The 22,165-nt window shown below is 38.5% G+C and carries 19 protein-coding genes; 11 read left to right on the top strand and 8 right to left on the bottom strand.

The window, feature by feature from the left end; genetic code table 11:
* The first annotated feature begins 21 nt into the window (after window positions 1–21).
* The 5 genes from PZ892_RS11285 (at window position 22) to PZ892_RS11265 (ending at window position 5,126) form a co-directional block, all read left to right on the top strand.
* Window positions 22–480 (top strand): GyrI-like domain-containing protein, encoded by a 459-nt coding sequence (locus PZ892_RS11285; protein WP_277711257.1) that lies wholly within the window; start codon window positions 22–24, stop codon window positions 478–480.
* A 208-nt stretch (window positions 481–688) separates the two neighbouring features.
* A complete protein-coding gene (locus PZ892_RS11280) occupies window positions 689–1,684 on the top strand; it encodes an NAD(P)H-dependent glycerol-3-phosphate dehydrogenase (protein ID WP_277711256.1) in 996 nt (331 codons plus the stop codon).
* Window positions 1,684–2,580 carry an oxygen-dependent coproporphyrinogen oxidase gene (gene hemF / locus PZ892_RS11275; RefSeq protein WP_277711255.1) on the top strand — a complete coding sequence of 299 codons (897 nt, stop codon included), beginning with the start codon at window positions 1,684–1,686 and terminating at the stop codon, window positions 2,578–2,580. Before PZ892_RS11280 ends, hemF begins: the two co-directional genes overlap by 1 nt.
* A 25-nt stretch (window positions 2,581–2,605) precedes the next feature.
* A complete protein-coding gene (locus tag PZ892_RS11270; RefSeq protein WP_277711254.1) occupies window positions 2,606–3,865 on the top strand; it encodes a pitrilysin family protein in 1,260 nt (419 codons plus the stop codon).
* A complete protein-coding gene (locus PZ892_RS11265) occupies window positions 3,855–5,126 on the top strand; it encodes a pitrilysin family protein (protein ID WP_277711253.1) in 1,272 nt (423 codons plus the stop codon). The genes PZ892_RS11270 and PZ892_RS11265 overlap by 11 nt, the downstream gene beginning before the upstream one ends.
* Window positions 5,127–5,197: 71 nt before the next feature.
* On the opposite strand, the gene PZ892_RS11260 is transcribed toward PZ892_RS11265, so the two are convergent.
* Genes PZ892_RS11260 through PZ892_RS11250 form a run of 3 tightly spaced genes read right to left on the bottom strand, consistent with a single transcriptional unit; the run spans window position 5,198 to window position 6,937 of the window.
* On the bottom strand, window positions 5,198–5,917 hold the full coding sequence (locus PZ892_RS11260) for a tRNA threonylcarbamoyladenosine dehydratase (RefSeq protein ID WP_094258869.1): 720 nt from the start codon (window positions 5,915–5,917) through the stop codon (window positions 5,198–5,200).
* Window positions 5,914–6,570, bottom strand: a complete 657-nt coding sequence (locus tag PZ892_RS11255) for a TatD family hydrolase (protein WP_182498287.1) — start codon at window positions 6,568–6,570, stop codon at window positions 5,914–5,916. Before PZ892_RS11255 ends, PZ892_RS11260 begins: the two co-directional genes overlap by 4 nt.
* A gap of 40 nt (window positions 6,571–6,610) precedes the next feature.
* Window positions 6,611–6,937: a hypothetical protein gene (locus PZ892_RS11250; protein WP_277711252.1), complete on the bottom strand. Its 327-nt coding sequence runs from the start codon at window positions 6,935–6,937 to the stop codon at window positions 6,611–6,613.
* 416 nt (window positions 6,938–7,353) lie between these two features.
* Here PZ892_RS11250 and PZ892_RS11245 point away from each other — a divergent pair, with 416 nt between their 5' ends.
* From PZ892_RS11245 to PZ892_RS11235, 3 genes are read left to right on the top strand one after another with little or no spacing between them, the layout of a single operon-like run.
* Window positions 7,354–8,259 (top strand): histone deacetylase, encoded by a 906-nt coding sequence (locus tag PZ892_RS11245; RefSeq protein ID WP_277711251.1) that lies wholly within the window; start codon window positions 7,354–7,356, stop codon window positions 8,257–8,259.
* 7 nt (window positions 8,260–8,266) lie between these two features.
* On the top strand, window positions 8,267–9,322 hold the full coding sequence (locus PZ892_RS11240) for a nucleoid-associated protein (protein ID WP_277711250.1): 1,056 nt from the start codon (window positions 8,267–8,269) through the stop codon (window positions 9,320–9,322).
* 2 nt (window positions 9,323–9,324) lie between these two features.
* Window positions 9,325–10,395, top strand: coding sequence for a DUF3810 domain-containing protein (locus PZ892_RS11235; protein WP_277711249.1), 1,071 nt, complete (start codon window positions 9,325–9,327; stop codon window positions 10,393–10,395).
* Between the two features lie 36 nt (window positions 10,396–10,431).
* On the opposite strand, the gene PZ892_RS11230 is transcribed toward PZ892_RS11235, so the two are convergent.
* Window positions 10,432–10,758, bottom strand: coding sequence for an iron-sulfur cluster assembly accessory protein (locus PZ892_RS11230; RefSeq protein WP_093097436.1), 327 nt, complete (start codon window positions 10,756–10,758; stop codon window positions 10,432–10,434).
* A 72-nt stretch (window positions 10,759–10,830) separates the two neighbouring features.
* Entirely contained in the window at window positions 10,831–12,000 is a 1,170-nt protein-coding gene (locus tag PZ892_RS11225; protein ID WP_277711248.1) for a cysteine desulfurase family protein, read from the bottom strand.
* Window positions 12,001–12,087: 87 nt separating this feature from the next.
* Here PZ892_RS11225 and PZ892_RS11220 point away from each other — a divergent pair, with 87 nt between their 5' ends.
* Window positions 12,088–12,948, top strand: a complete 861-nt coding sequence (locus tag PZ892_RS11220; RefSeq protein ID WP_182498293.1) for a mechanosensitive ion channel domain-containing protein — start codon at window positions 12,088–12,090, stop codon at window positions 12,946–12,948.
* A 143-nt stretch (window positions 12,949–13,091) separates the two neighbouring features.
* Here PZ892_RS11220 and PZ892_RS11215 read toward each other — a convergent pair whose 3' ends face one another.
* The 3 genes from PZ892_RS11215 to PZ892_RS11205 are packed head-to-tail and all read right to left on the bottom strand — an operon-like array spanning window position 13,092 to window position 16,934.
* The gene (locus PZ892_RS11215) at window positions 13,092–13,817 is read right to left on the bottom strand and encodes an MIP/aquaporin family protein (RefSeq protein ID WP_277711247.1); all 726 of its coding nucleotides are present in this window, start codon (window positions 13,815–13,817) and stop codon (window positions 13,092–13,094) included.
* Between the two features lie 30 nt (window positions 13,818–13,847).
* Window positions 13,848–15,341 carry a glycerol kinase GlpK gene (glpK, locus tag PZ892_RS11210; protein ID WP_277711246.1) on the bottom strand — a complete coding sequence of 498 codons (1,494 nt, stop codon included), beginning with the start codon at window positions 15,339–15,341 and terminating at the stop codon, window positions 13,848–13,850.
* A gap of 24 nt (window positions 15,342–15,365) precedes the next feature.
* Window positions 15,366–16,934, bottom strand: coding sequence for a glycerol-3-phosphate dehydrogenase/oxidase (locus tag PZ892_RS11205; RefSeq protein WP_277711245.1), 1,569 nt, complete (start codon window positions 16,932–16,934; stop codon window positions 15,366–15,368).
* 512 nt (window positions 16,935–17,446) lie between these two features.
* Here PZ892_RS11205 and PZ892_RS11200 point away from each other — a divergent pair.
* Both PZ892_RS11200 and PZ892_RS11195 read left to right on the top strand, forming a co-directional pair.
* Window positions 17,447–18,718, top strand: coding sequence for a Gfo/Idh/MocA family oxidoreductase (locus PZ892_RS11200; RefSeq protein ID WP_094258879.1), 1,272 nt, complete (start codon window positions 17,447–17,449; stop codon window positions 18,716–18,718).
* A 12-nt stretch (window positions 18,719–18,730) separates the two neighbouring features.
* Window positions 18,731–22,129 (top strand): DUF1080 domain-containing protein, encoded by a 3,399-nt coding sequence (locus PZ892_RS11195; RefSeq protein ID WP_277711244.1) that lies wholly within the window; start codon window positions 18,731–18,733, stop codon window positions 22,127–22,129.
* Window positions 22,130–22,165: the final 36 nt, after the last annotated feature.

Genomic DNA, 22,165 nt, shown 5'->3' with positions numbered 1-22,165 from the left:
TTATTAATTAATCTATAGAAAATGAGCAAAGAAAATATAAACTCCTTTTATATCATCGGTATTGCCGTAAAAACTTGTAATACCGATGGAACTGCTGCCCAAGATATCCCAGCATTATGGGCTAGATTTATGGGTGAGCAACTTGAAAATAAGATCCCAAATAGATTAGATGATACTGTTTACTGTGTGTATACAGACTATGAGTCGGATTTTCAAGGTCCTTATTTAACCCTTTTGGGTTGTCGGGTTAGTTCTCTTGATGAAGTTCCTGAAGGAATGGTTGGTAAGGAGATTCCTGCCGCAACTTATGAAAAGATTTTGCTGGAAGGCGATATCTCTGGTGAAGCTATTTATGGAGCTTGGGGCAAAATCTGGGCTTCCGACTTGAATAGAGCATATAAAGCTGATTTTGAAAAATATTCAGCAGATAAATGTCAAGCAGAAATTCCTAGTGTTGAAATTTTTGTGTCGATAAAGTAATACCATCGTTGTTTAATTCTCTTGTAAGGCCTTTCAATTCCATGGCTTTTTGCCCGGATTATTGAAAGTTCTTTTTTGTTTTATTGCCCTTAATTTTGTCTTTCCACAGCTTGAATTACCAAATGCTGATAAAATCAACCTATATTTTACATTAGCAACGCTCATTTATTGGTATCTTTGTTTTTCAAACAAATAAAGGAGGAAACTATTGGCAAGAATTGGATTAATAGGTAGTGGAAGCTGGGCAACCGCCATGATAAAGATGTTGACAGATAATCAACAGGTTAAACATGTCAACTGGTGGGTACGCAAGCAAGAAGATATTGACTACATAGAACAATACCATCACAACCCATCTTACCTAAGCGCTGTAGAAGTAAAATTGGATCATATCAGTTTATTCGCAGACCCAAAGGATGTTATTAAGAATTCTGATATTGTTATTTTAAATACACCAGCGGCCTATCTAGAGGAAGCGTTGAGTGAACTTCAACCTGCTGATTTCAAGGATAAACTTCTTGTTTCTGCCATCAAAGGCATCGTGCCTTCCATTAAATTAATTGTTGGCGAGTTCTTGAACAAAAAGTTTGAAGTCCCATTTGAAGATACCGTGGTTGTAGGCGGACCTTGTCACGCTGAAGAGGTATCCCTGGAAAAGCTATCCTATTTGACTTTTGCATCGAAAAATACAGCCAATGCTGCAATGGTAGCACAATATTTTCAAACTCATTATATAAAAACTGTCGTATCAAATGATATGCTGGGTGTGGAATATGGTGCTGTTCTGAAAAATATTTATGCCTTAGCATGTGGTATTTGTCATGGTTTAGGCTATGGTGATAACTTTCAGGCAGTATTAATCTCGAATGCAATTCGTGAAATGGAGTATTTTGTCAATGCTATAGATCCTCAAAAAAGAGAGATTAACCAATCGGCTTATTTAGGCGATCTTTTGGTGACAGCATATTCTCAATTCAGCAGAAATAGAACTTTCGGTACCATGATTGGTAAAGGTTATTCTGTTAAATCTGCACAAATGGAAATGAATATGGTTGCTGAAGGGTATTTTGCTTCTGATTGCATCCAGGACATAATCCTCAATCATCAATTGGAAATGCCTATTTGTAATACCGTTTACAATATTTTATATAAAAATCAGCCAGCAAGTATTGCTGTAAAGAATTTATCGGATAAATTGACATAATGATTAGTAAAGAGCAGATTGCCGAAAAATATAAAGAAATTCAAGATGAGATCAGCCAGGCATTAGAGGCTTTGGATGGAAAGGCTCATTTTGTTGAAGAATTATGGGAACGTGATGGCGGTGGCGGTGGAAGAACCCGAGTAATTCAACACGGTAATATTTTGGAAAAGGGAGGGGTAAATTTCTCTGCAGTGCATGGAAAACTTCCTGAACAAATCAAAAAAGCATTTGGAGTAGAAGAGGATGAGTTTTTCGCGACTGGTGTATCCATCGTCATTCATCCAAATAACCCTTGGGTGCCGATTATTCACATGAATATTAGGTACTTTGAGTTGAATGAAGAAGTTCGCTGGTTTGGTGGAGGTATAGACTTGACACCTCATTATGTGGATGAACAAGATGCTTCCTATTTCCATCAGGAATTAAAAAGGGTATGTGACCAATACTCTGCTGAATTCTATCCAAAGTTTAAGGATTGGGCAGATAATTATTTCTTTATCAAGCATAGAGAAGAAACAAGAGGGATTGGTGGTATATTCTATGATAAATTAACTCCGCAAAAAGCAGGAATCTCCGATCAGGAAATCTTTGATTTCTCATGTGATTTAGGACATTTATTTCCTAAAGTATATAGTGAATTAGTCAACAGAAGTCGCGACAAGCAATTTACGGAAGCCGAAAAAAATTGGCAGTTATTGCGTAGAGGTCGTTACGTAGAGTTTAACCTAGTTTATGATGCCGGTACCAAATTCGGTTTAGAAACCAATGGAAGAATCGAATCCATTTTGATGAGTTTACCAGAACAAGCTAATTGGTTCTATAATTTTAAAACAGAGACAGGTTCAAAAGAAGAAAAAACTTTATCCCTACTTAAAAAAGGGATTAATTGGGTTTAATATAATTTATTGAAAATCAGATTCAATGATAAAATTTGAAAGATTCATTCTTGAGAATGGATTGAAAGTGCTTGTGCATGAGGACCCTCATAGTCCAATGGCTTGCATGAATATTCTTTATAATGTCGGTGCTCGGGATGAGCAAGAAGATAAAACTGGCTTTGCCCACCTTTTTGAGCATTTGATGTTCAGTGGTTCGGTGAATATCCCCAACTATGACCAGCCCTTGCAAAGAGTTGGTGGGGAGAATAACGCCTTTACTTCCAACGATATCACCAATTACTATATCACCTTACCCGCTAATAATATTGAAACAGCCTTTTGGTTAGAGTCTGACCGTATGATGGGCTTGGCATTCAATGAACAGGGCTTGGAGGTGCAGCGGAATGTCGTTATCGAAGAGTTTAAACAACGCTATTTAAATCAACCTTATGGTGATGTATGGCTGAAATTAAGAGAACTCGCCTATAAGGTGCATCCCTATAAATGGGCTACCATTGGTAAGGAGGTGAAACATATTGAAGATGCCAAGATGGAAGATGTCAAAGCCTTCTTCAAGAAATTTTATACTCCTAATAACGCCATTGTTGCCATTACGGGAAATGTGAAGCTTGCTGAAATCAAGGAACTAGCGCAAAAATGGTTCGCTGATATCCCTATGGGTGAGGCAAATAATCGAAACCTACCACAAGAACCAAAACAAGAGCTAGCCAGATTGGAAGAAGTTTCTGCTGATGTACCTGTAAGTAGTATTTATATTGCTTTCCACTCGGTAAACAGGCTTGATCCCAATTACCAAACCGTGGATTTAATCACAGATGTCCTTGCGAGAGGAAGCTCATCCAGATTATACCGTCGTCTGGTTAAGGAGAAAATGTTATTTAGTGATATCAATGCTTATGTACTGGGCAGTTTGGATAATAACCTGGTTGTAGTGGAAGGTAAGCCGGTGGCGAATATTTCATTGACTGAGGCTGAAAAAGCAATCTGGGATGAATTGGATAAACTCAAGAATGAATTGGTATCCGATGAAGAATTGACCAAAGTGAAGAATAAAATCGAATCCACCATTGTTTTTGCTGAGTTGTCCATCTTGGATAAAGCGATGAACTTAGCCTATTATGAATTATTGGGGGATGCCGATTTATATAATCATGAAGTAGAAAAATATCTGAATATTTCAGCCGAAGAAATTCAAAGAGTTGCTCAAGAGACCTTTAGAAAAAAAAATTCTTCAACCTTAATGTATAACGCAAGAAATAAGGAGGTCGCGCATGCTGAATAGATCATTTGCACCATCGATCAATGGAATAGGGGATATCACCCTTGAAAAACCAGAAGAAATTATCTTCTCCAATGGTTTGAAAGTATTTGTTTTCCATGCTCCAGATCAAGAGCTTGTCAAAGCCGAGTTTGTTTTCAATAACTTATTTGAAGGCTTCGAAAATCCTGTTCGTAATACAGCATTGTCTTCCATGTTGAAGGAAGGAACCACCACTTATACAAGTGCTCAAATCGCTGAAAAAATTGATTTCTTTGGCGCTTATTTAGTTCCTGAATTTAGTTTTGATCATAATGCTCTAACATTATATACCTTAAATAAGCATATTGATGCGGTTCTCCCTATTGTTAACGATATCTTAAACCATTCCATACTCCCTGAACAGGAATTGGAAACTTATATCAGAAACAATAGCCAAAGTCTTCAAATCTCTTTGGAGAAAACCGATTTTATCGCCCGTAGAAAATTCTATGATAGTCTATTTGGCTCAACCCGATACGGTCAATCCGTAACGGATGAATTATTGAAAGGACTTGAAAGGGATGATCTTTTAAGATTATATAGACAACAGATTCAGCCTAAGAATGCAACTTTATTCCTATCCGGAAATATTAGTAAAGAAGTATTATTTAGCTTTAGAAACTATTTTGAAGAGCAATGGAAGGGGGATGTGGCAATTCAAAGTGTTCCATATATTCAAAAATTAAATCTAGATACCGACCTTGTAAAAATTGATAAAGCCGGAGCTTTACAATCATCTATTCGTTTAGGAAAAGTAGGAATCAAAAGATCACATGCTGATTATCCAGCCTTACAGTTTGTAAACACCTTGTTTGGCGGTTTCTTCGGTTCCCGACTGATGAGTAATATCCGTGAGGACAAAGGCTATACCTATAGCATTGGGTCACTTGTAGCTAATCTGAACCATGCGGGATTTATTTCCGTGGTTACAGATGTAGGTTCGGAATATACTGATGATACTTTAAAACAGATTGAATTGGAGTCTCGAAAATTACAAGAAGAGAAGGTCAGCGAGGAGGAATTAGAATTGGTCAAAAACTATATGTTAGGATCAATGCTAGGAAGTCTGGAGTCTATTTTCTCCCATGTAGATAAATTCAAATCCGTTTACTACTCCGGTTTAGACCTGGATTACTATACCTATTATAGCAATGTTGTACGTCAGATCAATCCAGATCAGGTGCAAGATATCGCTCAGAAATATTTGGGCGTTGATGATATGGTAAAAGTCGTGGTAGGATAAAATATTGAAGAAAAAATATAATAGCAAAGGCTACTGATTTCAGTAGCCTTTGCTATTATATAAAATCTTTATTATTCCATCAAATCTCTGATGGCCACCGAGGCCAATGTGCCTCCAAAGGCTGCCGGAAGGTAAGACATCGTGCCATAAGCTGATTTCTTGTAATTACTTCCGTCGGTATAAAGCAAGGATTCCTTATCAGGGAGTTCTGTTGAAAAAACAACTTTAACGCCTTTTTTAATCCCGTGTTTTTTTAGTTTCTTACGGATATGCTGAGCGAGTTTACAATTGAATGTACTTCCAATATCAGCAACTTTTATTTTTGTAGGATCTAGTTTTCCACCTGCACCCATCGAACTTACAAATGGAATTTCAGCTTCCAATGCGCGACGAATGAAAAATAATTTCGGGGTGATACTATCGATGGCTTCAACGCAGTAATCTGGTTTCAATTCCAGTAATCCAGGAATACTCTGTGGTAAAACAAACTCCTGAACAACATTTAACTGTAGTTCTGGATTTATAGCCAATAACCGTTCCTTCATGATTTCAGCTTTTGCTACTCCGTGGTTTGTAGCCAATGCTGGTAACTGTCTGTTTCTATTGCTTGGGTCTACGGTATCACCATCAATGATTGTCATTTTCCCTACTCCTGAACGTGCAATAAATTCTGCGGCAAAAGAACCAACGCCACCTAAACCAAGAACCATAACATGGGAGTTCGCTAACTTTTCCAAAGCCTCTCTACCAACTAATGCTTCAGTCCGAGAGAGCCATGATATATCCATCATTCTTTTATTGTATAATTAAAAACCTTCTTGAAATTCAGCAAGATCTGCTGCTCCAGTTCCTGCATAGACAGTTTTCTGGCGCGGCAAAAATAAGCATAAATTTCAGAGATTTTTGCATTCTTATCGTCACATTCTAAGAAAAGACGATCTAAAGGAATCTGACGGATAACCTCCATCATTCCGCCCTTAAGAATATGGGGACCTAAGGATAGGTAATAGCCATGTTTTAATAGGGTAGCTGCTAAGTCCCAGTTCTTTGCGTAGCCATGCATCATCACAGGAACCTGATTATGTTTGGCAGTAAGCGAACTGAATACTTCTGAATATGCCCGGACACAATGGATGATGATAGGCTTATTAAGCTCATTGGCAAGCTCAATCTGACGTTCAAAAGCCATCACTTGCCGCTCCCAAGGGGTAGCAGTCAACTTGTCCAACCCACACTCCCCAACAGCAATTACGCCTTCCTGAGCTTGATACCCCTTTAAGGTCTCAAATTGTAACTCAAAATCCGCATCTATATACCAAGGATGGATCCCAGCACTGCAAGGTTTCCTGTAGATTGATTCCTTCGAAACAATTACATTGGGAAGCGTCAGAACACCAGCATCTGGCTCTGAATGTTTATGGGTGTGAATATCAATTAGCAACATGTTGATTTTTATCCAAAACTAATGATATAAGTCGCAAAAACTACTCCATTATTTCGCATCTTTCAAATTCAAGAATTATGATACCTGAGGTGGTATCAATCTTAAACCTTTTCCGGTTATTGTCATTATCAAAATTCTTTTCAATGTCAGGAACTGACTCTGAAATTTCCAAAATTACTGGATAGCCTTCATGCGCTATTTCCGATCGTGAATAATGGGTAACCTGATCGAATCTCATCTTCCGTTCCATTTCATGATGACCCGAATCATCATCCAATAGTAAAGTAACTACGAGTGTTTGGGACCGAGAATCCTCTTCTGTTTTGACAATTTCTGCTCCTAATAGAGAATTGATATCTATAATCATAAGGCTACGCTATTTAGGTATATACCCTTATAACAGAATTAGAGCAGTTTCGTTTTTCAGATAGCGTTAATTATTGCTAAAAACAAAATTATTGGACCTTAAATGCTCCATAATAAGGCGCATTTTATCCTGTTGACTTTGCTTACGAAGTTTTTCCCGGATGTTTTTAATAAATGGATGTTTCCATGATCCCTCAGAATCACTTTTTGAGGAGTTGTTTTTTTTGTTGAACATAGGTCCTCCTGTTTTAAATCGTTTATAATGGTAAACTCCTGAGTAACCAAATGAGCTTCAATTAACTAAGGGTTATCCTAAAGTTAAGTTAATGCTTTTATAAAATCAATAGAAAGCAAGATTTTTTGAGAAGGATTTATTATTGATAAAGGATTCCATATCTTCGTTTCAAATTTTGTGAATTGCTAAAAATCGCCCATCATACTGCTTATATCCAACCTTTACCCGAAGGACATCGTTTTCCAATGATGAAATATGAGCTTATTCCTGAACAATTAATTTACGAAGGATTAGTGTCCAGGGATTCCTTCTTTGAGCCTGAACTGGTAGATAAGGAGATTATCTATTTGGCTCATGATAAGAAATATACCGACGATTTACTAAACCTTCGCCTCGACCCTAAAATGATTCGAAGGATTGGTTTTCCAATGACTCAATCCCTGGTTGATCGTGAGCGTTATTTAATCGATGGAAGTATTAAAGCCTCGCTTGAAGCCATCAAGACAGGGGTGTCATTTAATACCGCCGGAGGAACCCACCATGCTGGACGCGACTTCGGTGAAGGTTTCTGTCTGCTCAATGATCAAGCTGTCGCCTCCGCTTACCTGTATCATTCAGGTCTTGCCAAGAAAATCTTGATTATCGACTTAGATGTCCATCAGGGTAATGGTACTGCCCATATTTTTGAAGGACACCCGGATATTATTACTTTCTCCATCCATGGGGAAAAGAATTTCCCATTTAAAAAGGAAAAATCACATATCGATATTCCTTTAGCAGATGGGGTAGAGGATGAAGAATATTTATCCCTGTTAAATGAAACTCTTCCACGTTTATTTCAAGAAACCGAACCTGATTTTGTATATTTTCAATCTGGAGTAGATGTGTTGGCAACTGATAAATTGGGAAAGTTTAAATTGACCATGGCGGGATGCCAAAAAAGGGATGAATTAGTATTCCAAAACTGCAAAAATTTTAATGTTCCTGTTGAAGTAAGCATGGGAGGTGGCTATTCATATCATATTAAGGATATTGTTAATGCCCATGTGAACACTTACAGAACAGCAATAGATATTTACGATTTATAAAGAGATTATGTTTTTTCACCAAGATGCCAATTTCCTGAACCTGATTATTCATCATGTCGGAAATAAGAGCCAAGACGAGTATTTTACCCTATCTGAAGAAGAAGTTGATGTTAAATCCGATGAAGTATTAGCGGATTTATTGATGCAATATTTCATGAAGCCTTTTGCTAAAGCAAATGAGGTTTATCGCTTCTATCATCCCAATGATACCTTGGAGCTCAATGAAGTATTTTACTTCTCCAGACAATATTTTAAAGGCGAGCTAGGCTTTTTGGAATTTTCAAAATCCATTGCCAAATTCTTGTACGAAGTGACTGAACACCCGAAAATCAAATCTGGTGAATTGTACGTGGTTGCCTTGGATAATGTGCAACTGGAAGGTGAGGAGCACAAGGCGATCGGAATCTTTAAATCAGAAAATAAAGAAGCATACTTAAAAGTTTATTCAGAAGCTGCTGGCTTAGGGGTAAACTATGAAGAGAAAGCCATCAATATCAATAAACTGGATAAAGGGGTTGTTATCGTCAATGTGGAGGAGGAAGAAGGGTATAAGGTTTTATGTGTAGACCAGACCAATGGTTCTGAAGCCGTTTATTGGAAGGATGATTTCTTGAAACTCAAAACCAGAAACGATAATTATCAACAAACAGGGAACCTTTTGAAGGTTTACAAGAACTTTGTCAATGATAAAATTGATGAGGTTTTTGATATGGATAAAGCCGATAAAATCGACTTGATGAACCGCTCCATGAATTACTTTAAAACCAAGGAAACCTTTGATGAAAATGAATTCAATGAGGAGGTAATCGGAAACCCAGATGCTATTTCCTTATTCAAGGATTATAAGAGCAATTTTGAGGATGAATTTGAAACGCCCTTTCAATCCAACTTTGATATTGCTGCTCCTGCAGTGAAAAAAATGGCTAGCAGTTATAAATCTGTATTGAAATTGGATAAAAACTTCCATATCTATGTTCATGGTAAACGTGAATTACTGGAAAAAGGATATGATGAAGACAAGGGCATGAATTACTACAAGCTTTATTTCGAAAACGAAGATTAATTATGAAGGAAAAACGGTCAAATAGGAGGTATTACAAATGGATAGGCATTTGTATATTGTTGATTATTGGCCTGCAGATCTTCCAATCCAATTCGAAATGGGTCGAATATTATTATAGTCGCGGATTTTATCCTATCTATGTTTATTTGCCAAAATTTCTTATCGGATGGCTTCCGTTCAGTATTGGGGATTTGATTTATGCCTTTATTTTTATTGCCTTAGGTCTGATTTTATTCAAGTCTATTTTCCTTTTGTTCAAAAAGAAATTTGCCCTTGCAGGGCATCAGTTTCTGAAATTTGTTGCGGTTTTACTTACTGTATATGTGTTTTTCTACTCGGCATGGGCGCTCAATTATTATCGAATTCCTGTCAGTAAGCAAATGAACCTTAAGGTGGACACGGTCCTCTTGGAAGATCATTTATCAGTTCTGGATTCTCATATCAATCGGGCGAATCAACTCAGGGGAGAAATAAATTTCGAAAATCAAGACCGCAATAAAATTGATTTGGAGGTGCAACAAATCATGAAGGAGGACCAAACCTTTGCGATGTTGTCAAAGACGCAAGTGAAGATAAAATCACCTTTCATTGGACCTATGGCTTCTTATTTTGGGGTTTCTGGATATTTTAACCCATTCAGCAATGAAGCACATGTCAATACCGAAATGCCATTGCCTTCATATCCTTTTACGGTCGCCCATGAACTTTCCCATCAGATGGGAATAGGTTTTGAGGATGAATGTAATTTTATCGCATTCGTCAAAATGAAGGAAAATCCAAAACCTTCGTTTCAGTATTCAGCATATTATGAAAGTGTGAATTATCTGCTTAGAACCTTGTATTTGGTCGATAAATCCCTGTTTGAATCTTATAAAGCAAAATTATCACCTTTAGTTGTGGCGGATATAAAATCTGAACAGGAATATTGGAAGAATTACTCCGGATGGATTTCCGATATTTCCGCAGTATTCTATAATCAATACTTGAAACATAATAATCAAGCCGAGGGAATGGCGCGATATGGCATGGTCAGTCGCCTGATCATAGCTTATGAAAAACAAAAGGCAAACTAACCGTTTGCCTTTTGTAATATTGATATCTTTTGCCGTTTATACGGAGAAGCTTTCACCACATGCACAGGTTCTGGAAGCATTTGGATTGTGAAATTCAAATCCCTTTCCTGTCAATCCATCAGTATAATCCAATTCTGTTCCTGCCAAGTAAAGATAGGATTTGATATCCAAACAAATCTTTACGCCATTGTCTTCAAAGAATTGATCACCTTTTTTCTCTTCATTATCGAAGTTCAATTTGTATGATAATCCTGAACAACCTCCACTCTCTACAGCAACACGAACAAAATAAGTGTTATCGTAGTTCTCTTCCTTTATAATTGCACTAATACGCTCTTTCGCTTTATCTGTTACGGTAACCATAAGTCTTCCTTTAATGATTTACAAAAATACATAAATCTAAATTCATAATTGATATTAATCATCTGACTTCTGTCAAATTAATCCTTCCTTGTACATTTCCCAAACTGGAGAATGTTGCCGAATATTAGCTGTCGCTGTTTTTATTTCCTGAATGGCATAGTCGATTTCTACCTTAGTATTGTATTTACTAAAACTAAATCGAAGACTACAGAATGCTTCTTCATCTGTATATCCCATCGCTTTTAATACATGGGAAGGGTCTCTGCTCCCTGAAACACAAGCTGAACCCGATGAAATAGCAATATTGGGTAATTTCGTCATTAATTCAGAACCCCGGACATATTTGATATGGATATTGCTGGTATTGGGTAATCGATCGATATTCAAGGTCCTGATTTCTGCTTCTTCAATTTCTTCGATCAGTCTTTTCTCAAAATAATCCCTGATATCACTTGTTTCAAGGTTAAAATTAACCCTTGCTGCCGCTTCACCCAAACCGACTATCTGATGAACAGGGTAGGTGCCACCACGAAATCCACCTTCTTGATTTCCACCAATGATCAACGAAGGAATTTGAATAGGCTTACTTTTTCTGCGAATAAATATTGCTCCAATCCCTTTGGGACCATGCATTTTATGCACACTTAAGCAGAGGATATCGATTGGAATCTGACTTAGATCAAGTGGGATTTTCCCAATCCACTGCGTGGCATCACAGAAAAATAGAACATCCCTTTCCTGGCATATCCTTGCAATCTCCTGAATCGGTTGCAAAACGCCAGTTTCGTTATTGGCAGCCATGATGCTAACCAGAACAGTCTGCTCCCGAATACTTTCCTTAAAAACCTCCAAATCAATGACTCCCAATTTATTCACCGGCAAATAACTGACTTCCATTCCATCCTTTACTACTGCATCACAACAGCTTAATACCGCCTTATGTTCAATACTGGAAGTAATAATATGATTTCCTTTGGATTGGTAGGCTTTGCTGATCCCTTTGATGACCGTATTAATAGATTCAGTGGCACCAGAGGTAAAATGGATTTCCTTGGGATTGGCATTTAATAGTTCTGCTACTTGTATACGCGCTTTTTCAACTGCATGATTGGCTTGTCTTCCCATTTTATGCTGAACGCTGGAAGCATTGCCATAGGCATCTTTCAAATAGGGCAACATGGCTTCAAAAACATCCCCATCTATTTTACTGGTCGCATTATTGTCAAAGTAGCAATAGTCCATATGTTAAAGTTATTTAAAATATTAGGCCTTTTGCAGAATGAATCAGTATTTTTTTATTTTTGAAGCTAATTTATCATAAAACGAAAAATGAGCTTTGCAAACATTGAATCTAGCTTAGAGAAATTATTTGATCTGGTATTACTTAAGATCCCAAGCATAGCGGTTGGATTTTTTATTTTATTTATCGGTCGATACCTGATCAAATTCGTATTGAACTTTATCGATAAGCGATTTGTCAAGAAGGATGTGGATATTTCTATCCGTTCTTTCATCAAAAGCTTAATGAAATTTGCGATGTATGCCCTGTTGATCCTGACAGTGGCAAATACCATGGGCATTGAAACAACTTCCTTTATTGCGGCCTTGTCTGCTTTTGGATTAGCAGTGGGTATGGCATTACAGGGAAGTTTATCAAATTTTGCCGGTGGTGTATTGATTTTGGTATTTAGACCTTTTGACGTCGGTGATTATATTTCCAGTGCTAACGGTTCCTCGGGATCTGTGGAAAGAATTGATTTATTATATACGACAATAATCGATGATGATGGTATCCGTGTTTTTAGTCCTAATGGAACTTTAGCAAATTCTGTCATTAAGAATTATACGAAAATCACGGCTAGAAGAATGCAGTTTACCTTCGTATTATCTTATGATACGAATATTAAAACGGCTCGAGAGGCTATTCTTTCGGTATTAAATGCGGATGAGAGAATCTTGGATGCTCCCAAAAAGGAAGTGATTGTAGGGGATTTAAAAGAAACTGGGATTAGCTTGGTTGTTCGTGCCTGGGCGAATCGCGAAGTGTTTTGGGCTACCAAAAATCAAATGGCAGAAGAAATTAAAGCTGTTTTGGATGGTAAGAATGTGGTATTTCCATCCAATATTGTTAAAATAATTGATGAAACACCTTCGGATGAAACGGAAAATAAGTTATTCCCTAATCCATAGAATTTATTAAAACGTAATATCGGTAAGCTACAACAGCCTGTTGTAGCTTACTTAGTTTAGAGGGATCCTCCTTGCTATAGCGTGGCAATACTTTTTGATTGATTTTATTCAAAAATTTAAAGAGTCCCTTTTTCATATTCTTTTTAATGTATCAGTAAATTTAATCCTACCGCCAATAAAGCCCCAATAATTGGACCAAGAACCGGAACCCATGCATATCCAGCATCGAATCCTGCCTTGTTTTTAATCGGTAATATGGAATGCATGATCCGAGGGCCTAAATCCCTTGCAGGATTGATTGCATAGCCAGTAGTTCCACCCAAAGAAAGACCAATCACCCATACTAAGAACGCAACAGGAATCGCTCCAATGGAGCCTAAACCGACAATCGATTCATCGGATAATTTCGCATCTGTAAAATGAAGAATGGTAAATATCAACACAAAGGTTCCTACGATCTCTGAGATTAAATTGATTGGCTGATTGCGAATCGCCGGTTCTGTACAAAATACAGCTCTTTTTGCACCTGGATCTTCCGTCACATCAAAGTGGTTTTTATAAACCAACCAAACAACTGAAGCTCCGATCATGGCTCCAAGAAATTGTGCGCCGATATAGGATAGGGAAGTAGCGAGGTCCATTTTGCCCAAGGCAAGGTTAGCAATCGTAACTGCACAGTTTAAATGTGCCCCAGAATATGGCGCTGCAATATTTACCCCTACAAATACAGCTAATGCCCAAGCTGTCGTAATAACGATCCAACCTGAATCATTTCCTTTGGTTTTGTTTAAGACTACATTGGCAACAACACCTCCACCCAGGAGAATCATAACTGCCGTGCCGACTAGTTCAGCTATAAATGGTGACATATATTAGGTTTAGTTATTTGTTTCTATAATTTATGAATGATTCGACCAGTAGATAACCGCATTGACTGCACGTTTCCATTCTTCCAGATTCTTTGCCAATTTCATGGATTTATTGCTCTCAATCCGTTTGTCCTCTTGCCATAGGGCTTGTAATTCCTCAAGGTCCTTCCAGAATCCAACTGCTAAACCGGCTAAGAATGCAGCACCCATTGCTGTAGTTTCGGTGATTTTAGGTTTTACTACAGTTGATTTTAAAATATCTGCCTGGAATTGCAATAAGAATTGATTTTGAGTCGCTCCGCCATCAACCCTTAATTCCTTGATTTTGGTGTTTGAATCAGCTTCCATGGCTTTCAGGATATCATGCGTCTGATAAGCAATGCTTTCAATGGCGGCTCTCGCAATATGGGCATCGGTGGTACCTCTTGAAATTCCGAAAATCGTTCCTCGGGCATTTGGATCCCAATGCGGAGCCCCAAGGCCTGCAAAGGCCGGTACCAAATAAACCCCATCGGTGTCTTCCACGGATGTCGCTAAGGCCTCAATATCGCTGGATTTCTTGATGATCTTCGACTCATCCCGTAACCACTGAACAACGGCTCCTCCAATGAAAATACTACCCTCCAAGGCATAAACCACCTCTTTGCCAATCTTCCAACCGATAGTCGTTACCAACTTGTTTTCCGACTTTACAGGCTTATTACCAATATTCATCAATAAAAAACAGCCTGTGCCATAGGTATTCTTCGCCATCCCTTTCTTAAGGCACATTTGGCCAAATAAGGCCGCTTGTTGATCCCCAGCAATCCCCGCAATTGGGATAGGACGACTGCCCAATTCCGTAGAAGTCTCCCCGTATACTTCAGAAGAACTTTTTACTTCCGGTAATAAGGATTCTGGGATATCAAATAACTTCAATAAATCCTTATCCCAGCTCAAATCATTAATATTATATAACATGGTCCTGGAAGCATTCGTCACATCCGTAACATGCTTTTCACCATTGGTCAAATTCCAAATCAACCAGGAATCAATCGTTCCAAAAGCCAATTCATTGCGTTCAGCAAGCTTTCTAGCCCCTTTAACATGATCCAAAATCCATTTTATCTTGGTTGCAGAAAAATACGAATCGATTAATAATCCGGTCTTCTCCTGAACCTTTTCCAAATGGCCATCCTTGATCAGTTGTGCACAATAGTCTGCAGTTCGGCGATCTTGCCATACAATAGCATTGTAGATAGGTTCTCCAGTTCGACGATTCCAAACTACCGTAGTCTCCCTTTGATTGGTAATACCGATTCCTTTTATGGATTCCAATTTGGTTTTGGACTTCGTTAATACTTCCGTGAATACTGCCATTTGGCTGGACCAAATTTCCTGAGGGTCATGCTCCACCCATCCTGATTTCGGATAAATCTGCTGAAATTCCTTTTGCGCAATATTGACAATATCACCTTTCTTGTTGAATAAGATGGCTCTTGAACTGGTCGTACCTTGGTCTAATGCTATGATATATTCTTTCATTATTTAATTTTATAAGATATTGAATTATAACATGTAGCGTTTAGCTAATTCAATGTATTGGTTAACTTCTTTTTGTGTCCACTCTGCTGATTTTCCCAATTCCTTGGCCATGATTTCTGCAACTTTAGGTGCAGCTTCAATGGAAGCCTTAGCATCCAATAGGAGCAATCGACATCGACGTGCTAGAAAATCTTCTACCTTGCGGACCATCTCGTATCTGCAGGCCCAAACAACTTCAGCAGCGTTGTATTCATAACCCTCAACTAATAATTCACGCAGCGATTCATCCTCTTGAATCAAGTGTTGGATTGCTTGATAATCTTTGCCGTAAAGATTCCAATGGGCATGATAAACATCAGGGGTGGAGCCATGGATTTCCAGGTTTTTGGTCTTGCAAGGAACATCTTTTAATCCCGCAACTTGAATTGCCATATCCACTGTGTCTTCAGCCATCTTGCGATAGGTAGTCCATTTTCCACCAGTAATGGTAATCAGGTTGGATTCACTACGGATTAATTTGTGATCCCTGGAAATCTCCTTTGTACTTTCATCATCATCCTTTGGAGCCGCCAGAGGCCGTAGACCCGCATATATAGCCAAGATATCTTCTCTTTTTGGAGCTGGATCTAAATAACTATCCGCAGTTTCCAAAATAAAGTTTATCTCATCTTCCATCGGCCTAGGTTCTATCATATGTTCCTTGATAGGAATATCCGTGGTTCCCAATAGCACTTTTCCATGCCAAGGCACTCCAAAGAGTACCCGACCATCGCTAGTTTCGGGAATCATCAGGGCATCTATGCCATCCAAAAATTTACGATCGATAACGATATGTGACCCTTGACTTGGCCGAACAAGGTTTTTATGAGTAGGCGAATCTAACTTCAAAATATCATCCACAAAGAAACCAGTTGCATTAATAACAGACTTAGCTTTAAGCGGATAGGTTTCATTACTTTCAGTATCTCTTACAGTTAATCCATTCACTAATCCTTTTTCATCCTTATGAATTTCAATGGCTTCCACATAGTTCAAAACTGTCGCGCCATGTTCAATGGCAGTCTGTCCAAGATTCACCGCTAAACGGGCATCATCAAATTGACCATCATAATAAAGGATACCGCCTTTTAAATTCTTCGGATTGATATGCGGTAGTTTTTGGATCACTTCGGCCTTGGAAAGTCCTTCGGAATTACCAATCCGAAGACTGCCTGCTAGCCAATCATAAAGCTTCAGGCCAATAAGATATTTTAATTTACTGAAGGTAGAGTAGACAGGGATAATAAAAGATTGAACCGAAGAGACGTGCGGAGCATTTTTGAAAATTAATCCTCTTTCGCGGAGGGCACCCATAACGAGTTTTATATCACCATTTGCTAAGTATCGAACTCCACCATGAACTAATTTGGTGCTTTTACTGGATGTTCCTTTGGCAAAGTCATATTTTTCTATTAATAATACCTTGAAACCTCGACTCGCAGCGTCTACTGCAGTTCCTAATCCGGTGGCACCTCCACCGATGATTATTAGGTCCCAAACGGTTGCTTCTTTTAATGTATTGAGTTGATCAGATCTATTGATTACAGCGAGCATCTAAATGTGTTTTATGCTAAATGTAAGAAATTTTAAGAAGAAATGAATCCTATTCATTTGAGTTAATAATAATTTAATGGGCATATTTTTCTGTAAAAATCCCTCTATTTCAGTTTTTAATCTTAAATAATTTGTTATTTTTGAGTCTATTATCCATACATTTTACCTGCGAATACCTCTGTTATTTTTATTTATTTTTCTTAAATTATCTTTAATATTGTTTTATTGCAAGTCTGGACAGATGGGTTCTATGGGCGAAAGTAATAATTCATTTACGCAAACGTTTGTTTAGGTTTTGTAGAGAACTGATAAGGAGGTTTGGCGATAAATAATAAAGTTATGACTGAATGTGATAAATGAAAACTGAAAAGTTTTCCTACAATTGTGAAACTAAATCTATTTATACAATTTTTATGATACAATAATCCGATTTTTTGCTGCAAGATGAACCCAAAATAGGGGGATTCCAAGCATTAGATTAGTTTGTTATATCCGATTGAATCATAAATTTTATGAAAGAAAACAATAATAATACTTCTAGGCGCGATTTCATCAAGAAATCGTTGATTGGGGCAGCAGCATTTACTATTGTGCCTCGTTTTGTACTTGGAAAGGGCTACCTAGCACCTAGCGACCACCTGACTAAAGGGGTGATCGGAGTAGGGTCAATGGGTAGAGGTCACTTTGCTTATGCCGGTACTAAAACGGTTGCAATCTGTGATGTTGACACTAGACATTTAGCATTAGCTCAAAAGGCTTTGGGCGGTGGTATCAAAGAACACCATGACTTCCGCGATTTAATCTCTAATCCTGAAGTAGATATCGTCCATATCGCAACTCCTCCACATTGGCACGGATTAATGGCGGTAGAAGCAGCTCGCTCCGGAAAAGATATCTGGTGTGAAAAACCTATGACCAGAACTATCGGTGAAGGTAAGAAAGTGAAAGAAGCTGTAAAACAGCATGGTAATATTTTTAGATTAAATACCTGGTTCCGTTTTGATGCCAATTTCTATGGCATGAATGTTCCAGTGAAGAAGATTAAAAAATTAGTGGATACAGGTATGTTGGGATGGCCATTGAAAGTGACTATCAGTAAACATACTGGTTTCGACTGGAAATTCTATTGGGTAGGTAAAACCAACCTTCCTGTTGAACAGGTGCCGAAAGAACTTGATTATGAAATGTGGTTAGGACCTGCTCCACATAAACCGTATAGCTCACACCGTACGCACTTAACTTTTAGAGGTTACTGGGATTATGACGGTGGTGGTCTTGGAGATATGGGCCAACACTATATGGACCCAGTTCAATATTTCCTAGGTAAAGACAATGAAAGCCCAGTGAAGATTGAAGTGGATGCTCCTCAACAACACTCCGATGCTGTAGGTACCTGGAGAAAAATCACCTATACCTATGCTGATGGATGTCAAATCATCCTGGATGGGGAAGGTACGGAAGAAGGAAAAGCATATATCGAAGGTCCAAATGGAAAATTATACAAAGGCTTTGTTTCTGATATTCCTGATTTGGAACGCAAATTAGCACAATATCCAGATCCTGCTCCGCAGATTACAGACTTCGTAGAAGCAGTTCGTACGCGTCAAAAATTTGCGCTGAACGAAGAAAACGGGTATTACTCTTGTACATTGGTAAACTTAGGCCTTGCCGCATTGCGATTGAACAGAACCTTACATTATGATTCTGCGAAGCAAGAGTTTGTAAACGATGAAGCAGCCAACAGATTGATTAACCAGCCAATGAGAGGACCTTGGTCTTTCTAATACCGACAAAACATGAAAAAAGTATTTAACACGATAGCCGCATTATTATTTTTACAAGTTGCAGCTTATGCTCAACAACCTTCTGGCCGTACTACGGCGACCAAGATTGCTGATGTATTGGCGCAACAACCTGCTGAAGAACAAGCCAAGTTCATCATGGCCATGAAAGAATTGGAAGGATTTACTTCTGAAGATGTTTCGGCCCTCTTACTAGGCTTAAAACCGCAAGGAGGTAATAATGCTCCTGTAGAATATGCAACCAATTCCTATGCATTTTTCGTGATGCAACCCAACATGGAAAGCCAACGTGCTACCTATGTGAAAGGATTATTGGATGCCTTGGATAAATTGACCGACAAAAACAATAAAGGTTATGTTTTTGAAGTGTTGAAATTCTGTGCTAAGAACGATGCCATCGATAAGGTTGCTCCATACTTGGCCGATGAAGAATTAGCAGAAAAAGCTGCTCGCGTATTGAACGCTATCCACACTCCTGAAGCAGCATCTGCACTGAATGCTGCATTGAATAGCTCTTCAACGGAAAAAACAGCGACTGCTATTGTTACTGCATTAGGAGAACTGGAATCAGCTGATGCTGAGGCAAAAATCATCGAATTGATTTCAAAATATAATTCTGATAATTTCCAATTGGCGGCTTTAACTGCATTGAGTAAAATCGGCGGAGTGAATTCTTCTGAAACATTCCTGAAAAAAGTGGAAGAGAAGAGTTACCAGTATGATAAAACCAATGCCGCTAGTTTGGCTGTGGATTATGCTGAAAGCTTGGCGAAAAAAGATAAAGATGCTGAAGCAACTCGTTTTGCAACCGCATTATATAAAAATGCTTCGGCATTTAAAGCACCTACCATCCAAGCTGGTGCTATCTCTGTATTAACTTCAATCAATCCAGCTAAACAAAAGAAGCAATTGATAAAATTAGCTTCTAACGAAGATAAATTGCTACGTAATGTTGCATTGAACTTATTGGCTGATGAAGCGAAAGCAAGCGACTTGGTGAAGTTAGCAGGTTCATTGAGAAAATTGGATGGCGATGCACAAGAGAGTGTATTGAATTTCTTGGCGACTGAAGATGCAACTGGATCTATCAAAGCCATCGAGAAAAGCTTTCCAGCTTTAAAAGATGAAGAAGCTAAGATTGCTGCCTTAAATGCACTTTCGGTATTATCTAAAGGCACAAATTCAGCATTCCTCATCCAACAGATCCCGAATGCTTCAGAAAAGGAATTGGCAGTTATTAAAACCTTGCTTTTATCTTCTCAGGATAAAGCCGCAATGGATGCTGTCAATGGAGCATTAGCGACTGCGGATGCGAAAACACAGGTTGCTTTATTGGATGTGTTGAGTCATAGAACCAACCCATCTTCTTCAGCTGCTGTATTGCCTTTAACTGCTTCTTCGGATACAGCGGTTAGATTGGCTGCTTTTAAAGCTCTATCAAATACCGTAAATCCTGATAACCTGGATGCTGTCATCCAATTATTGGATAACGCTTCTGGAGAGGAGTTAAAATATGCACAACAAGCAGCGATTGATGCTATCAATGCTAGCCCGGACAAGGATGCTAAAATCCAACGTCTAGCTGCTAACATTTCTCGTTCTGCAGCGCCTTCAGCAGGGAAATACTTCCCAATATTTGCTGGGGTAGGTGGTTCTGAAGCCTTAAAAGCGGTTGAAAATTATGTGTCAAGTAATGGCCCGTTAAAAGCTGAATCTATTCAGGCTCTTGCAAACTGGTCAAATTCTGAATCCTTACCGGTATTGATTCGTTTATCAAAAACAGAAAAGGATCCAGCATTATTTAGCACTATCTTCAACGGATTAATCAAGCAATTAAATGCTAGTAATGTTAATCCTGATCAGAAGACTCTATTGTTGAAAGATGCTTTTGCATTGGCTCAAGATAACAAGCAAAAATCAGCTGCCTTATCAAACTTACAGTCTACGGGAACTTACCAAGCTTTAATGTTCGCGGCAAAATACATGAATGATGCTCAATTAGGTGGAGCAGCAACAAATGTAGCCATGAATATTGCGATGGATAATAAAGCTTTTATCGGTCCTGAGGTTCGTCAAATCTTAAATGATGCAGCAACAAAATTATCAGGAAGTGAAAGTTCATACCTAAAGGAAGCTATTGTTCGTCACTTAGCAGAAATGCCAAGTGGTGAGGGTTATGTTTCCATGTTCAACGGTAAGGATTTGACAGGCTGGCAAGGATTGGTTGAAAACCCGATCAAACGTGCTAACATGTCGAAAGCAGAACTGGCAAAGAAACAGGTTGAAGCAGATAAGAAAATGCGTGAAAGCTGGACTGCCGAGAATGGTGATTTAGTGTTCAGCGGACATGGAGATAACATCGCATCGATTAAAAAGTATGGCGATTTCGAAATGTTGGTTGACTGGAAATTAGATCCTAATGGTAAAGAACCAGATGCAGGTATCTATTTGAGAGGAACGCCACAAGTTCAGATCTGGGACATCTCCAGAGTTGAAGTAGGAGCACAGGTGGGTTCTGGCGGTTTGTATAACAATGCCAAAAATGCCAAAGATCCAATCAAAGTTGCGGACAATGCCTTAGGAGAATGGAATACCTTTAAAATCAAGATGGTTGGCGAGGATGTTTCAGTATGGTTGAATGGTGAATTAGTGGTGGACAATGTTCCATTGGAAAACTACTGGGATCGCAATCAATCTATTTTCCCAACGGAGCAAATCGAACTTCAAGCACATGGTTCACGAGTATGGTACCGCGATATCTATATCAAGGAAATCGCTCGTAAGGAAGTTTATTCTTTAAGCAATCAAGAGAAGCAAGAAGGATTTGACCTATTATTTGATGGAACGAATTTAGATAAGTGGACAAGTACGCCGGCTTATGAGATTACACCTGAAGGGTACATCCGTTCGAATCCAGATGCTAAATTTGGCAAGAACTTGTACACGAAAGATGAATATGCTGACTTCGTTTACAGATTTGAGTTTAAATTGACTCCTGGAGCTAACAATGGAGTAGGAATCCGTACACCATTGGATGGAGATGCTGCTTATTCAGGCATGGAAATCCAAATCCTGGATGATGGCGCAGATGTGTACAAAGATTTGAAACCTTATCAATATCACGGATCGGTTTACGGTATTATCGCTGCTAAACGTGGCGCCCTAAACCCTGTTGGTGAATGGAATACTGAAGAAATCCGTATTCAAGGTGATAAAATCAAAGTCACTGTCAATGGAAAAGTAATCGTTGATGGCGATCTGAAGCAAGCAACCAAAAATGGTGCTGCTGATGGAAAAGATCACCCAGGATTAAAGAATAACTCAGGTCACATTGGTTTCTTAGGACATGGTACGGAAGTATTCCTTAGAAATATCCGAGTGAAAAAATTATAGTTAATCATTTTTTATAGAAAAGCGCCAGTAAATACT

Source organism: Sphingobacterium sp. WM (genome assembly GCF_029542465.1).
In the GTDB taxonomy this organism is placed as follows: domain Bacteria; phylum Bacteroidota; class Bacteroidia; order Sphingobacteriales; family Sphingobacteriaceae; genus Sphingobacterium; species Sphingobacterium cellulitidis.
Note: the sequence above shows the minus strand (reverse complement) of the source record. Positions and strands in the feature narration are given on the sequence as shown.

Bases quoted from the DNA above. Each gene is read 5' to 3' on its own strand.
- PZ892_RS11285 (WP_277711257.1), top strand. From the start codon at position 22: ATGAGCAAAGAAAATATAAACTCCTTTTATATCATCGGTATTGCCGTA.
- hemF (WP_277711255.1), top strand. From the start codon at position 1,684: ATGATTAGTAAAGAGCAGATTGCCGAAAAATATAAAGAAATTCAAGAT.
- PZ892_RS11270 (WP_277711254.1), top strand. From the start codon at position 2,606: ATGATAAAATTTGAAAGATTCATTCTTGAGAATGGATTGAAAGTGCTT.
- PZ892_RS11265 (WP_277711253.1), top strand. From the start codon at position 3,855: ATGCTGAATAGATCATTTGCACCATCGATCAATGGAATAGGGGATATC.
- PZ892_RS11260 (WP_094258869.1), bottom strand. From the start codon at position 5,917: ATGATGGATATATCATGGCTCTCTCGGACTGAAGCATTAGTTGGTAGA.
- PZ892_RS11255 (WP_182498287.1), bottom strand. From the start codon at position 6,570: ATGTTGCTAATTGATATTCACACCCATAAACATTCAGAGCCAGATGCT.
- PZ892_RS11250 (WP_277711252.1), bottom strand. From the start codon at position 6,937: ATGATTATAGATATCAATTCTCTATTAGGAGCAGAAATTGTCAAAACA.
- PZ892_RS11240 (WP_277711250.1), top strand. From the start codon at position 8,267: ATGTTTTTTCACCAAGATGCCAATTTCCTGAACCTGATTATTCATCAT.
- PZ892_RS11235 (WP_277711249.1), top strand. From the start codon at position 9,325: ATGAAGGAAAAACGGTCAAATAGGAGGTATTACAAATGGATAGGCATT.
- PZ892_RS11230 (WP_093097436.1), bottom strand. From the start codon at position 10,758: ATGGTTACCGTAACAGATAAAGCGAAAGAGCGTATTAGTGCAATTATA.
- PZ892_RS11225 (WP_277711248.1), bottom strand. From the start codon at position 12,000: ATGGACTATTGCTACTTTGACAATAATGCGACCAGTAAAATAGATGGG.
- PZ892_RS11220 (WP_182498293.1), top strand. From the start codon at position 12,088: ATGAGCTTTGCAAACATTGAATCTAGCTTAGAGAAATTATTTGATCTG.
- PZ892_RS11215 (WP_277711247.1), bottom strand. From the start codon at position 13,817: ATGTCACCATTTATAGCTGAACTAGTCGGCACGGCAGTTATGATTCTC.
- glpK (WP_277711246.1), bottom strand. From the start codon at position 15,341: ATGAAAGAATATATCATAGCATTAGACCAAGGTACGACCAGTTCAAGA.
- PZ892_RS11205 (WP_277711245.1), bottom strand. From the start codon at position 16,934: ATGCTCGCTGTAATCAATAGATCTGATCAACTCAATACATTAAAAGAA.
- PZ892_RS11200 (WP_094258879.1), top strand. From the start codon at position 17,447: ATGAAAGAAAACAATAATAATACTTCTAGGCGCGATTTCATCAAGAAA.
- PZ892_RS11195 (WP_277711244.1), top strand. From the start codon at position 18,731: ATGAAAAAAGTATTTAACACGATAGCCGCATTATTATTTTTACAAGTT.